The 13,821-nt window shown below is 32.4% G+C and carries 15 protein-coding genes and 1 tRNA gene; all 16 read left to right on the top strand.

Translation table 11 applies throughout. From position 1 onward, the window contains the following. Window positions 1-481: 481 nt before the first annotated feature. Complete coding sequence (locus tag ON07_RS10565; RefSeq protein ID WP_010231075.1) at window positions 482-1,315, top strand: PAS domain S-box protein; 834 nt, start codon at window positions 482-484, stop codon at window positions 1,313-1,315. Further along, window positions 1,309-1,905, top strand: coding sequence for a GAF domain-containing protein (locus tag ON07_RS17475; RefSeq protein ID WP_081483392.1), 597 nt, complete (start codon window positions 1,309-1,311; stop codon window positions 1,903-1,905). Before ON07_RS10565 ends, ON07_RS17475 begins: the two co-directional genes overlap by 7 nt. Continuing rightward, window positions 1,892-2,929 carry a PAS domain S-box protein gene (locus ON07_RS10555; protein ID WP_029331831.1) on the top strand — a complete coding sequence of 346 codons (1,038 nt, stop codon included), beginning with the start codon at window positions 1,892-1,894 and terminating at the stop codon, window positions 2,927-2,929. Before ON07_RS17475 ends, ON07_RS10555 begins: the two co-directional genes overlap by 14 nt. After that, complete coding sequence (locus tag ON07_RS10550; protein WP_029331829.1) at window positions 2,919-3,857, top strand: PAS domain-containing protein; 939 nt, start codon at window positions 2,919-2,921, stop codon at window positions 3,855-3,857. The genes ON07_RS10555 and ON07_RS10550 overlap by 11 nt, the downstream gene beginning before the upstream one ends. Before the next feature lie 36 nt (window positions 3,858-3,893). Continuing rightward, window positions 3,894-4,292 (top strand): response regulator, encoded by a 399-nt coding sequence (locus ON07_RS10545; RefSeq protein WP_010231071.1) that lies wholly within the window; start codon window positions 3,894-3,896, stop codon window positions 4,290-4,292. Window positions 4,293-4,492: 200 nt separating this feature from the next. After that, window positions 4,493-5,053, top strand: coding sequence for a Pycsar system effector family protein (locus ON07_RS10540; protein WP_010231069.1), 561 nt, complete (start codon window positions 4,493-4,495; stop codon window positions 5,051-5,053). A gap of 55 nt (window positions 5,054-5,108) precedes the next feature. Further along, the gene (locus ON07_RS10535) at window positions 5,109-5,444 is read left to right on the top strand and encodes a hypothetical protein (RefSeq protein ID WP_029331827.1); all 336 of its coding nucleotides are present in this window, start codon (window positions 5,109-5,111) and stop codon (window positions 5,442-5,444) included. 284 nt (window positions 5,445-5,728) lie between these two features. Beyond that, on the top strand, window positions 5,729-7,459 hold the full coding sequence (locus tag ON07_RS10530; protein ID WP_010231063.1) for a tetratricopeptide repeat protein: 1,731 nt from the start codon (window positions 5,729-5,731) through the stop codon (window positions 7,457-7,459). 36 nt (window positions 7,460-7,495) lie between these two features. Further along, window positions 7,496-8,170: an SCO family protein gene (locus ON07_RS10525; RefSeq protein WP_010231061.1), complete on the top strand. Its 675-nt coding sequence runs from the start codon at window positions 7,496-7,498 to the stop codon at window positions 8,168-8,170. Window positions 8,171-8,304: 134 nt separating this feature from the next. Beyond that, entirely contained in the window at window positions 8,305-8,781 is a 477-nt protein-coding gene (locus ON07_RS10520; protein WP_010231058.1) for a hypothetical protein, read from the top strand. A gap of 231 nt (window positions 8,782-9,012) precedes the next feature. Continuing rightward, window positions 9,013-9,267 carry a hypothetical protein gene (locus ON07_RS10515; RefSeq protein WP_010231055.1) on the top strand — a complete coding sequence of 85 codons (255 nt, stop codon included), beginning with the start codon at window positions 9,013-9,015 and terminating at the stop codon, window positions 9,265-9,267. Between the two features lie 124 nt (window positions 9,268-9,391). Continuing rightward, window positions 9,392-9,465: transfer RNA gene (locus ON07_RS10510), tRNA-Arg, on the top strand. A 318-nt stretch (window positions 9,466-9,783) separates the two neighbouring features. Beyond that, entirely contained in the window at window positions 9,784-10,935 is a 1,152-nt protein-coding gene (locus tag ON07_RS17470) for a tyrosine/phenylalanine carboxypeptidase domain-containing protein (RefSeq protein WP_262486224.1), read from the top strand. Beyond that, entirely contained in the window at window positions 10,908-11,645 is a 738-nt protein-coding gene (locus ON07_RS17465; protein ID WP_262486223.1) for a flavohemoglobin expression-modulating QEGLA motif protein, read from the top strand. The genes ON07_RS17470 and ON07_RS17465 overlap by 28 nt, the downstream gene beginning before the upstream one ends. Next, window positions 11,642-12,640, top strand: a complete 999-nt coding sequence (locus tag ON07_RS10500) for a glutathione synthetase (RefSeq protein WP_010231052.1) — start codon at window positions 11,642-11,644, stop codon at window positions 12,638-12,640. Before ON07_RS17465 ends, ON07_RS10500 begins: the two co-directional genes overlap by 4 nt. An 8-nt stretch (window positions 12,641-12,648) precedes the next feature. Continuing rightward, window positions 12,649-13,629 carry a M14 family metallopeptidase gene (locus ON07_RS10495; protein ID WP_010231050.1) on the top strand — a complete coding sequence of 327 codons (981 nt, stop codon included), beginning with the start codon at window positions 12,649-12,651 and terminating at the stop codon, window positions 13,627-13,629. Window positions 13,630-13,821 lie beyond the last annotated feature (192 nt).

The following is a 13,821-nucleotide window of genomic DNA, read 5'->3' as shown; positions in this document are numbered from 1 at the left end:
AATCCTGCCACCCCGACCAACAAAATCCAATCACACAAAGTGGTTGGATTTTTTGTTTGGAGAAAATCGCAGTTTACTTCGGAATTTGAAACAAACAAAAGAGACAAAGGGCGAGCCCTGATTATATTTTGATAAGCAACAATACCAAACCCAGGATCACCGACCGTAGAGAGGTAATCCTGCCACCCCGAGCACAAGAAGCCTTGAACGAAAGTTCGAGGCTTTTTTTATCTATAACGTTATTGCAGATTATTAATTTCTCTATAATAAGCTTTATTTGATTTGAATTTCTTTATTAAAACAGCATAATTTAAATATTTCCACACCATTCCATTGATTTCATTTAAAAATTTCATGATTTTTAACTTTTTAGATGTGAGGCTTACCTATACTTTCCATATATTTAATGTATTGATAATAAGATGTTTTTGAACAGTTAAAACTGAATTGCGCTTCCCTACGAGCAATGAATGTATAGATTATGCATAACACCCTTCGGCAATTATTAGATAATTCCACGGATATTCTTTGCTCTATAAATATATCAGGGCAATTTATATGGCTTAACAAATATGCCAAGAAACTTTTTGGTTTTCAATCTAAAGATCAATCCTATACATTTTTTATCGATCAATTTAATATAAGAGATCACTCTAGTTTTCAAGAAGTTTTTCAGAAAATAAAATCAGAGCAGTCAAACGAATTAAAATTTCAGCCTCAATATTCTCTTCATAATGGGAATATTGCTCCCACTTGGTCACTTATATGGAATGAAGAAGAAAAGCTTTTATACTGTTTAGCCAAAGAAACCAATCCATTAGAAAAAAGTGCTAATTATCATCTGCTTTTCGATAATAGTCCGTGTCCTAAAATGATATATTCTTACGAAACCCTTCAATTTTTAGATGTAAATGATTGTGCTGCGTCAACCTATGGTTATACTAAAAAGGAATTTTTAAATAGCAGCCTTAAAGATATAACTGATGCAGCGGAGTTTCAGAAGTACACTTCTATTCACAAAGACCTTCGCCAAAAAAATGAACCAAAATATCTCGGGATTTTTACTCATAAAAAATATGATGGTTCACAACTAAAAATTGAAATGTCAGGTCAACACCTTTGGTTGAATGATGAACCTTCAATTTTACTCACCTGCTTAGATGTAACAGAACGCGTACAAAAATATGATTTAGCACAGCTAGAGCATGAGATCATGGAAAATGCTCTTGAGGTTGAGACAGATTTATCTCAACTTTTTCAATACTATATTGATGGCCTCCAAAGGATTTTTCCTGAGATGAAAGCTCCATACTAAAGGTTGAAAATGAAAAAGTTTGGAGTTTTGTTTCTTCATTACCAAAATCATATTCCGCTGCCATCCATGGACAATCTATAGGTCCAAAAGAGGGTTCTTGTGGCACTGCTGCATTTTTAAAGAAACGGATTATCAGTTCCGATATTAGTAAAGATCCTTTATGGTCTATTTATAAATCTTTAGCACTTCCTTTAGGTTTAAAAGCTTGCTGGTCTCAACCAATTTTTAATTCAAAAAAAGAGGTTATTGCCACTTTCGCGAATTATTATAATTCAATAAGTCAGCCAACAGCACAGGAACTAGAATTATTTGAACGCTCTGCGGCTATGATTGGGATTATTTTAGAAAATCAAACAAATAGCCAAGAACTTCAATCCAAAATGGAACAATTTCATTATGTACATGAAGCCACAAACGATGCTATTTATGATCGAGATGTAAATTTAGATACCATTTACTGGGGAAAAAGTTTTCAAAGTCTCTTTGGTTATGGATTAGAAGAAGATTCTTTTCCGATCTCTAAATGGAAATCCTTGGTACACCCAAAAGATTTACAAAGAACCTTAGCGTCCATAAATGATTTTTTTTGATCAGCCTAATGAGCTACGCTGGCAAGCGAAATACAGATTTATGAGGGCAGATGGTACTTATGCTTTTATAATGGACAAAGCCTATGCAATTAGAAATGAGAAAGGTGATGTAATTAGAATGATTGGAGCATTAAGTGATATTAGCCGAAATAGACTGGAGGATCTCAAAAAAGAAGTGATCACGGAGTTCAGTCATATATTTAATAGAAATATCGATTTAAAATTAGCGCTAGAGCGAACCACAAATTTACTTATGGCTTATGGTGGATATAGTATTTCTGAAATATGGCTTACGAATTCCAGTAAAACTGAATTGAACTTATATGCAAAATCGGCAAATGAAGAAGGGGATGTTTTTTATGCATCTAATACTATAAATACCCTAAAAATTGGAGAAGGATTAGCCGGAATGGTTTGGGAGCAACAACAAATCGTTTTTTGGAATTACAAAAATGAAAATGAAAGTTTTATACGAAAAAATGCTGCTCTTAAAGCGAATTTAAAAAATCTAATGGGAGTACCATTAATTAGAAATGATGAATTTATAGGTGTTTGGATTTGTGCAGAATCTCAAGAAGATTCAAACACATTTGATACCACTAAGAAAATAGGTTTAGAAATCGCTGCTAGTTTGGCTTCAGAAATTAATAGGAAGCAATTAGAAGAAGGACTTTCTCATATTTTTCAGCTTGCACCAGATATTATTTGCACGCTGGACTGTAAAGGAAATTTTAAAAAAATTAATACAGCCGGATGTGAGCTTTTGGAATATTCTGAAGAAGAATTACTTAGCATGTCCTATAATCAAATTGAATATTCAGTAAATAATGGAATTATAAGTGATAGCGCGCAAGTTTTCTATGATCAGGGGAAAACATTTAGAACTGAAAACAGATACATTACAAAATCTGGGAATATACTTTGGTTAGATTGGAATTGTCGCGCCTCTTTTGAGGAAGGACTTATTTATGCTGTCGCGAAGGACATCACAGAAAAAAAAGACTCTTCAAAATTTGTTAGATAACGCCTCTACTATGGCGAAAGTGGGAAGCTGGGAGTTAAATCCGGATAATGATTTAGTTTTTTGGTCTGATATAACAAAAGAAATATTTGAAGCAGATATAGATTATGTTCCAACGAGAGCTGATGCTGTTAATCTTTACAAAGATGATGTGAAGGAGATGATAGATACTATCATTTCTCAAGCCATTAAAAAAGGAACCCCTTGGGATGTAGAATTTCCAATTATTACTTTTAAAGGGAACGAAAAATGGGTTCGATCTATAGGAAAATCTGAATATGCTAACAATAGATGTACACGTTTATTTGGCAGTTTTCAAGATATAAATTCACAAAAAAATATTGAACTAAAACTGCAGAGTACTTTAATTGAAAAAAAGGATATTTTAGATAGAATCAACGATGCCTTTTTTGCTGTTGATAGAAAATTTATAGTTACCTATTGGAATACAACAGCAGAAAAAGTTCTTCAAACTCCCAAGGAAACAATTTTAGGTAAAAATCTTTGGGACGTTTTTAAAGATGCTGTTGATCTTCCTTCCTATAAATATTACAATGAAGCTTTACGTACTGGTGAAGCTATTCATTTTGAGGATTTTTATGAACCTGTAAACCGATGGTTCGATGTAAGTATATATCCTTCAAAAACCGGTCTTTCAGTATATTTTAAAGACATTAGTGAGAAGAAGCTGGCTGAGAAAAAGATTAGAATAACAAATCTTCGTCTAAAGGAAATTGCTTGGCATCAATCCCATTCTGTAAGAGCTCCTGTAGCAAGATTAATGGCTATAATAGATCTTATTAAACATGGAAATTTATCGATAGATGAAAAGGAAGAGTTTTTTAAAGATATTATAAATTCAACAGAGGAAATAGATGCTATAATTCGTAATATTTCAGAAAAAACAAAAACAATAAATTTTAACGAATAGCTATATTTCTCAAACTTATTGGCTTAATTAAAAAGTATGATAGATCAAAAAGTACTAATAGTAGATGACGATAAAATCATTAGAAAAATAGCCGCACACATGGTTAAGATTTCTAAATTAACTTCATCAGATCCGCTTTTATTTGAAAATGGATTAGAAGCTTATAATTTTCTCGCTATTGAAAAAAATAAGAATAAAAATTTTATAATTTTTCTGGATATAAATATGCCCATTATGGACGGTTGGACATTTCTTGAAAAATTAGAGCATGAAAAATTACTAGATGAAAAAGTAATTTATTTATTTACTTCCTCTGTAGATAAAGAAGATCATTGTAAAGGTTTAAACAATAAAAATGTAAAGGATATTATTACCAAACCTATGACTATAGATAAATTGAGAAAAATAAATATGTCTCTACAACGAGTTGTGTAATTTTTTTCTGGCTTAACATCTAAACCCATATAATGCTAATTGCCTAAATATCAGTATTTAAAATAGAGATAATTTAAAAGAAATTGTAACAATAGCAACATTTTAATTAACTTTATTCTTTCCTCACAAAATTTACCTCCCCACAAAGATTAAGAAATTATAAAATTCAAAATAATAATTTGAATTAAACTTAATGTTTTATGGAGCAAACAAAGACTTTAACACCAGAAACTAGGATAAAAAACAAACATACAGATGATCTGGTAGATCATTACTGGGGAAGTATCAATTACGTTACAAGCCTTATTAAAGCTTCAGAAATAAAGGCTGGTCTTATACTTACATTCTACGGGATTCTATTAAATTTTATTTATCAAAGTTGGGGTATGCTTATACAGGAGGTTTCTAACGATTTATTATTCTATGTACTTGTTGGCTTTTGGTTTTGCTGCACGGCAGCCTCCATTTTTTTTAGCGTGCGCTGTTTTATGCCCAAAATTGAAGGGAATTATGATAAGAATATTTTGTTTTTTGGAGATGTTATTTCCAAGTTCGGAAACATCAAAGAATTTGCTAAAACCTTTTACACGGTAAGCCTTGATGAGGATAAACTTTTTGAACAATTAGGAGAGCAAATTTATATTATTTCAAAAATTGCAGCTTGGAAGTTTAGAAATGTAAAAAGAGCCATCTACCTCCTTGCATTCGGTCTCCTCCTTTTACTTATCGTTGTGGTGTACTATATTATAGCAACTTTATAAATAACATTATTGATGGGAAAATCTAATGACAAAGAAATCAACTAAATCTAATGCAATGAAAACTAATTTAACACACTGGTCTAAAGAGGAATTAAAAGTTTATATTTTATTACTGTGTGCCAAAGCAGACTCCATTGAAACCAATGAAGAAATTAATCTTATAAAATCCAAAATCGATGTTGATACATTTGATAGATTATATAAAGAGTTTTGTTGCGATGATGAGGATAATTGCCTGAATAAAATACAGGCAGCCATTGCAAAGCATGAATACTCTAATAGAGAATTAGAAAATATTAGAAAAGAAATCCATGAAGTTTTTCTATCTGATGAAAACTTTAATATGAAAGAACGAAACTTAGATAGACTACTGGATAGCATGCTATATTGATAGTTCTATAGAAGGTAAAAGCAGACTCAGTATATAGATTATAAATCAAATTTTTTGATTATACTAAACTGATTTTGAGCTAATTGAATTGTACAATGTCTAAGATATTTCATAAATTTATAATTAGAAAATTACAATAACCATAGTAATTCTACTTCCCCAAGACTTTTAGATTCTTAATAGGGCTATTTAATTAGATTATTTGGCAGATTTTTCTGGCATCTATTCTAATTAGATCAGTAGCAAAAATTTAGTAGTTAACTCACTAACTTAAAAATGTTGTTATGAGATCTAGAATTCTATTAGTTTTAATAACTATCATTTTGCTAATTCTAGCAATGTTGGCAATTGGAACTTCAAGAAAAGCTGAAGTGGTGAATAAACCACTAATCGCTTATAACTTTGTAAAATGCACTCCTGCAAAATTCATGTTAGAGGATATTGATACCACTAGACAAATTGCTCCGCTTTTTGAAAATCTTGGTACTCATAATTTTAATATTACTACCTCCAACAAAGAAGCTCAAACTTTCTTCAATCAGGGGTTGAAGCTAGCCTATGCGTTTAATCATGCAGAATCTCATAGATCTTTCATGGAAGTATCAAGACGAGATCCAGAATCTCCTATGGGCTTTTGGGGACAAGCATACGCATTAGGACCTAATATTAACGATCCTTTTCCAGATGATACCCGAAAAAAAGAGGCTTATGATGCTGTTCAAAAAGCAGTAAAAATAGTACAGAATGCTTCACCTAAAGAACAAGCACTCATTAATGCGTTGGAAAAAAGATACGATAAGGATATATCTAAGGATTTGGCTGAACTCAATTTGCAATATATGAAAGCGATGAAAAGTGTAAAAGAAAAGTATCCTAATGATGCTGATGTTCTCACCTTGTATGCAGATGCCGTTATGAACACCATGCCATGGAATTATTGGGATAATAATGGAAACCCTGCAGCGAATACCCTCGAAGCAAAATCGGCTATAGAAAAAGCAATAAAAATTGATCCTAATAACCCGGGAGCACATCATTTATATATTCATTTGGTGGAATTGCCAAAACCTGAACTCGCAATAGCTAGTGCAGATAAATTAGGCTCCTTAATGCCCGCAGCAGGACACATCGTCCACATGCCTTCGCATATTTACATTCGGGTGGGTAGATATAAAGATGCAGTAAAAGCAAATCAAGATGCAATTCTTGCAGATGAGGATTATATTTCGCAATGTTTTTCTCAAGGCATGTATCCTCTTGGATATTATCCACACAACATTCATTTCCTATGGTCGGCATCCAGTTTATTGGGAGATAGTAAAACAGCTATAGATGCGGCTAAAAAAACGGCAGAAAAAGTTCCAATAGGGGAATTAGTAGAACTCCCATTTTTACAAGACTTCGCCTCTACTCCATTATTGGCATATACCAGGTTTGGAAAATGGAATGAGATTTTAACCATTCCTTATCCTGGAGATGAATTCAAACATTTAAAACTAATTTATCATTATGCGCGTGGAATTTCTTTTTTGAGAAAAGATAATTTACCAGAAGCTGAACAAGAATTAGATGCTTTGCAAGAATTATCAAAAGATCCGGAATTAGAAACTATTATTGCTAATTATACCAATCCATCATCTGCAATAATCAAGGTTGCAAAAGAAGTTCTCGCTGGAGAGATCCAAAATTATAAAGGAAATACATCTGAAGCTATAGCCCATTTACAAAATGCCGTTGCTTTTGAAGACGCTTTAATATATAGCGAGCCTTCCCCTTGGCATATTCCAGCTAGACAAACCTTAGGATCTATGCTACTTAAGAATAAAAATTATATAGAAGCTGAGAAAATATACAAAGAAGACTTAGCCATTTTAAGGCAAAATGGATGGTCTTTAATGGGCTTACACCAAAGTCTTGTTGCACAAGGAAAATCTGAAGAAGCTAAAAAAATAAAGCAAGAGTTCGAGAAAGCATGGGAACATTCAGATATAAAGATAGGTTCATCAATCCTATAATCGGTTAAAAGTTATTTCAACTTAAAGCTTAAGATTATGAAATTATCCAAATCAGAAATTCTAAGAAGGCTTGTCATCGTATTTGCTTCTATCGCGATCTTAATAATATTGACCAAGGTTTTTTATACTTCAGAAAAATTACCAATCATAAATCCGGAAGACATTGGGGAGGAACTAGCAATTTCTAACACTACCAAACATTTTAAAAATCACCGAATTGGAGATTTCACTTTGGTAAATCAAAATGGCGATATAATAACTCAAAAAGATTATAAAAATAAAATTTATGTAGTCGATTTCATTTTTACTAAATGCCTAAGCATTTGCCCAATTATGACTAATAATATGGGAATACTGCAAAAAGAGTTTTTGAAAGATGAAGATTTCAAGTTGCTATCTATATTTGTAACACCAGTAGCGGACAGTGTTCCTGTCCTAAAGGAATATGCAGTTTTAAATAATGTGAATCCAGATAAATGGAACATTACAACAGGAGATAAAAAAGAGATCTATAATTTAGCTAGGGAAGAATTCTTTGCTGTATTAGATGAAGGAGATGGAGGATTACAGGATTTTATACATACCTCTAATTTTATACTTATTGACAAAAAAGGTAGGATTCGAGGCATTTATGATGGTACTAATTTAAGCGAGATCAATCGTCTTAAAGAAGATATTAAAATTTTAAAAAGAGAATTCTCTATTATATAATCAATTTAAAATCAATTATTTATAAATCAAAATAGCAATTAGACCTCTCAAAATCAAAAATAAAGTATTCTCACTTGGCAGAAAAGAGTTAACTTGAGTACCTCTTTTAAAGCTAAAATCTATTTTATTAATACATGCCTAAGTTAAATTTCAAAATTCTTATTATTAGTGCTCTTCTTGTATTTACAATAAGTTGTAATAAAAAGGCTTCTGTAGAATCTTTACCAGAGCCGGTGATGGAGGAAGTCACAAAAAAGAGTGAGATACAAAAGGAAATGGATATAAAAAGATCTTATTGTTTTAGAAATGAGACTCCATTTAAAGAGAATTCTGAGGATATTGATATTCTTGAATTAAAACTGGATGTTATTGGCAACTCCGTAACTGGTATCTATAATTGGTTACCCAAATTAAAAGATAGAAGAGAAGGAACTATAACCGGCCTCATTGATAATAATATTATTAATGGAAAATACGAGTTCACCCAAGAAGGGAAATTTGCCATTATTCCTATACAAATTCAGTTAAATGAAGATTCTGTTATTATTGCCGATGATAATGCTGGTGTTGGTATTGGTGCGACTATAGATAGAACTAACTGTTCCCTTTAAATTGCAACTTAAAAATCCTAAAGTCGTATCCTAAATCAGAATTTTTAGTCAAAAAAAAAGTAAATCATGTTCTTCATCGATTAATCATTTCCCTTTATAGAAGATGTTAATTTTCCTTGTGAAGTTCTAGTTTTTAATTCTACATTTACCATCCCAAGTACTACTACGGTTACCTTAACTGCTTCTAAATGCAGGTATTGGCATAATTTAATTTTGAATAAAATTGAACTTATGAATACTATTTTAGAACCAGAAGTTACAACAGATCAAATTTCATATATCACTGCAGTTAAAATGCATGTGGATGAATTATATAAAAAACAAGAAATCTTCGGACTTTCATTGGAAACTTTGGAACTAACTAGAAGATTTTATAATCTATATACACCCATAGAGAAAGTAGAAGAAGTAGCGCCTTTTGCTTTAAATCAATTATTATCTATTACGCAACACCTAGAACGCAACCTCGTTCAGGAAACTCGATAAAATTAATTTTTCGGTTTTAAGCTGAAATTTAAGCAGTTAGCAATAACTGCTTTTTTATTTTCAATTTTTGCCAAAAAAAACCTTGTTTTAAATATAAAGTAAGTTATATTTGCACCGCGAAATCGGTCGCGTAGCTCAGCTGGATAGAGCACCTGCCTTCTAAGCAGGCGGTCCCAGGTTCGAATCCTGGCGCGATCACTTCCACTTAAAAGCCCTTGTTTTTATAAGGGCTTTTTTCATTTTGATTAGTTTTATCTTCTAAAGAAAAATTCCATAAACCTCTATTAAGATTGTTGCTTTTATTATTTTCAGAAGTAAGTAACCTGCTCTTAAATTTTCACCAATTTATAATGCTGAATAATTTTCAGTTTCATAAATAAATGTCAAAGTGCGTTTATTAAAGTGATAAGCTTCGATTAATTTCTAAATTGAAGGATGTAATAGTTAAGATATTCTCTTTAAACCCTTATAAATGGGAGGATTTTGAGTATTTCAGCAATTAAAATATCCTAATTTATGGTTTCAGACTTAACCGACATATCCGAATTATCAGAAAAATCGATTAAGCTAATATTAACAATCGTTGAAAATGAAATTGAAATTAATGCCACGCTTCCCGGCGGCGGTATACTGCACATAGAAAAAGAACTTCCTTATTTAATTATTTACAGACAAATTCCAAATGATCCTGAGACGCACAGGATGGTCATTAGCGAATCTTCCTATTTAATTATTGGTACTTCAGATTTTGTTGGATATCAAAAACTACTATTTGAATTATCTAATTTGTTATCTACAAAATTCAAATCTTATTTATTACTTGAGCTTTACTCCGGATCAGAAACTAGTTCTAGTTTTATATTAAAAGGACCGGAAAAGAAATTACCTAGCACCCTTAAAGTATTAAAGGAAGAATTAGATTCAATCAATTCAACCTTTTCTGGTCTTTATTTAAAAACGGAAATTAAGGATACTTCACATAGGCAAGCAGAAGGCCAAAAAGAACTATTAAGTGTTGAAGAGACAAAACAGTGTGGAGCTTTGTTATTAGGCCTGGAAATTCCACCAATTTACCGAGACAAAACTTTTAAAACCTACCCTGTTTTTTTTAGAAATTTCAGGGATTTTATAAATAGAGCGGTACACATTGCTATTTTCGATTATATCCGAGTACAAACCTCGTGTGGAGTAGCCAGTTATAATGCGCTTGGAAGAAAATATTTAAAAGAGAAGGTTTTCGAGATCGATAAAAAACTTGCTGAAATTGAAAAATCTTATCAGTTCTTATGGTTGGTTTCTCCTGTAAATATCCATGAGATTAAAGAAACCTTTCTTGAAAGTAAGTATGAGAAACTTTTAGATTATCACTACAGATTGCTCCCTATAGATCCCGATGTTCTAAAACGTAAACTGTACAATCTTAAAATCGAAGATATAGACGATCCCGCAATGTCATATCTCTTCAGAGAAAAAAGAGAAGAATTAGACCAGCAAATTACTATGTTAAGTGAGCGGGGCACTAAAAACTTCTTATACGATAGTGTAAGATTATATCAAGGAATAGACCCTCATCTATGCAACGAAGCAAAACAAATTCTTGAGGAAATACCCGAAGTAGAAAATACTGAGCAGATAAAACCTTGGATTGTAAAGCTTTTAGTAGTCTAGCAAGAAAAGAGTTTGACCTTTTTAGAAACCAGGACGAGAATTTTAAATGTAAAGTACACATCCGTAAAGATGTGAACATAATGATGGTCTCTCAGGGAGAACTTTATATTCCGGAGGATTATAAGCTAAGTGAAATTGATGCAAAAGGACTTATCCAGCATGAAGTTGGAACCCATGTACTTACCTATCATAATGGCTTACAACAACCTTTAAAGCAATTAAGTATTGGTCTTGCAGATTACGATCCATTGCAAGAGGGATTAGCTGTAATGGCTGAATATTTGGTGGATGCTCTTACACCTAATAGGCTTAGAACACTCGCAGGAAGAGTTATTGCCGGAGAAGCTGTTAAAGAAGGGGGCGATTTTCAAGAGATCTTTAGATTACTCACGCTCACGTACGGATTCTCTCCGGAAAGAGCTTTTAATATCACATCTAGAATTATGCAAGGTGGTGGTTTTTTAAAAGATATTATTTATTTAAAAGGTCTAGTAGACCTTAGAAAATATTTACAAGAAGGAGGAGATTACGAATCTTTACTTGCCGGAAAATTTGCATTGAAACATACTAAAATAATAGAAGAATTAACGGAAAGAAAAGTACTTAAAAAAGGTGCTTTACGCCCAAGTTACCTCTTAAATGAAGAATCAACTAAACGAATTAAATTAATCAGAGATGGGTTGCCTATCTCGCAAATGATAACTAAATGAAAATATGTTTTGTAGTAAATAGTATTGAAACTGAGACTTGTGGAACCACGGTTTATATTATGTTCGAAGCTCTAAAAAGAAAGCATCAAGTATATATGATGGGCGTTGGAGATTTCAATTTTAAACATGATGAGGCGATAAGTATTAATAGCGTATCAATTTCAAAAAATGAAGACCCAAAAACACCTGAAGATTTCTTGGAATTACTTCAAGGTGAAAAGGCAAAACATAAAACAATTGTCGCGAAAGATCTGGATGTATTATTTATTAGAAATAATCCAACCGAAGAAGGTAGTTCCAGACAATGGGCAGAACAAGCCGGGGTTGCTTTTGGAAGAATGATACAGCAAGAAGGAGTATTGGTTTTAAATGATGCCTATGCCCTATCCAATGCTTTTATAGATAAACTTTATTTTGAAGAATTACCAAGCAGCATAAAACCTGCTTCGTTAATCACAAGAAAGAAGGAAGATATTTTAGAATTTTTTGAAACTCATAAGAAGAAAATGGTATTAAAACCATTAGAAGGCTCTGGAGGTCGAGATGTGTATTTAATAGATAAAAATGAAAAAAATTTAAATCAGATTATAGAAAACATCACACAACAAGGATATGTAATTGCTCAGGAATTTCTACCTGCGGTTAAAGATGGCGATGTTCGTGTTTTACTAATGAATGGTCGGGTAATGGAAAAAGATGGGACTTACGGGATTATTCGTCGAGTTGCCGGGGAAGGAGAATTTAGAAGTAACTTTTCTCAAGGTGCCTCTGCAGATAGCAGCCCGTTAACAGATGCTATGAAAAAGATCATTGAAATCACCGCGCCAAAACTAATTAGGGATGGATTGTTTTTTGTTGGTTTAGACATCGTGAAAGATAAACTAATCGAAATTAATGTGTTAAGTCCTGGAGGCTTAGACCATTTCAAAGATATTGGACTTCCAGATTTTAGTGATGTTATTGTAAAGTCTATCGAGAAAAAAAGTAGAATATAAAAAGCTATATGGTAATACGATTTCCAACAGGGAATTGGCAACTATGGCTTAAAAAAAAAATGACTATGGAACATAATTCCAGAATAATAGGTAAATATTCAAGTAATAGAAAAGGGCCACTTTTGTTTATAACTGCCGGGGTTCATGGAAATGAACCCTCAGGCGTAGATGCATTAAAGAAAGTATTTACTTCTTTAAAACTTGCAAAACCAATTATAAATGGAAGTATCGTTGCGGTTCTAGGAAATAAAGCAGCATTAGAGAAAGGTGTTAGATATATAGACGAAGATCTAAACAGGACTTGGACAGAAGATAATATAAGTGAACATAAGCAAGGCACGAACGAGCAGCGAGAAATGTTGGAAATTATTGAGGTTTTAGAACAATTTCCGGAAGCTGAATATTCCAAACGCTATTTTATGGATTGTCATACAACCTCCTCAGATAGTTTGCCTTATGTCTCAGTGCAATTGGTGAACGACAATAATAAATGGGCACATAATTTCCCAACCTATATCGTTCAAGGATTTAGTGATATAGTATATGGGGCAATCGATCATTATTTAAGTAGAATTGGCTTAACAGGTTTCACATTTGAAGCTGGCCAACACACCAGTAAAAATTCTGTAGAAAACCATGAAGGAATGATTTGGCTTGCTCTAAAAGAGGCTTGCAATCTAGATCTCTCTAAAATCCCAGAATATCCTTCATGTGTCGAAAAGTTTTCAGTTAAAAATGCACCCGAGCAAAAGACTTTTAAAATTGTATATAGACACGGACTCGAGGAAAACGATACCTTTAAAATGAAATCCGGCTTTAAGAATTTTCAGAAAATTTATAAAGGCGATCTTTTAGCACTACAAAATGACAAAGAAATTAAGAGTGAGTGGGATGCACGAATCTTTATGCCCTTATACCAATCTCAAGGGAATGATGGCTTTTTTGTTATTGAAGAAGTAAAGTTATTAGGAGATCCTTCAATTCTATGATTTTTGAAGGATCTTAATCTAAATTATAGTTTTACGCCACTAATTTGGAGGATCGAAGGAACTCGATACTAATCAGAAATAAATAATTAGAGGTCAGTAGATAACTACATACGATTTTTTGTTGTTAATTTTATTAATTTTCAAACAGTTAAAATATCTCGTTTTGTCTGCTCGAGCGCAGTCGAGAACTTT

Origin of the sequence: Gillisia marina, from assembly GCF_000258765.1 — a bacterium.
GTDB lineage: Bacteria > Bacteroidota > Bacteroidia > Flavobacteriales > Flavobacteriaceae > Gillisia > Gillisia marina.
This window is presented reverse-complemented; position numbering and strand designations above follow the sequence as displayed.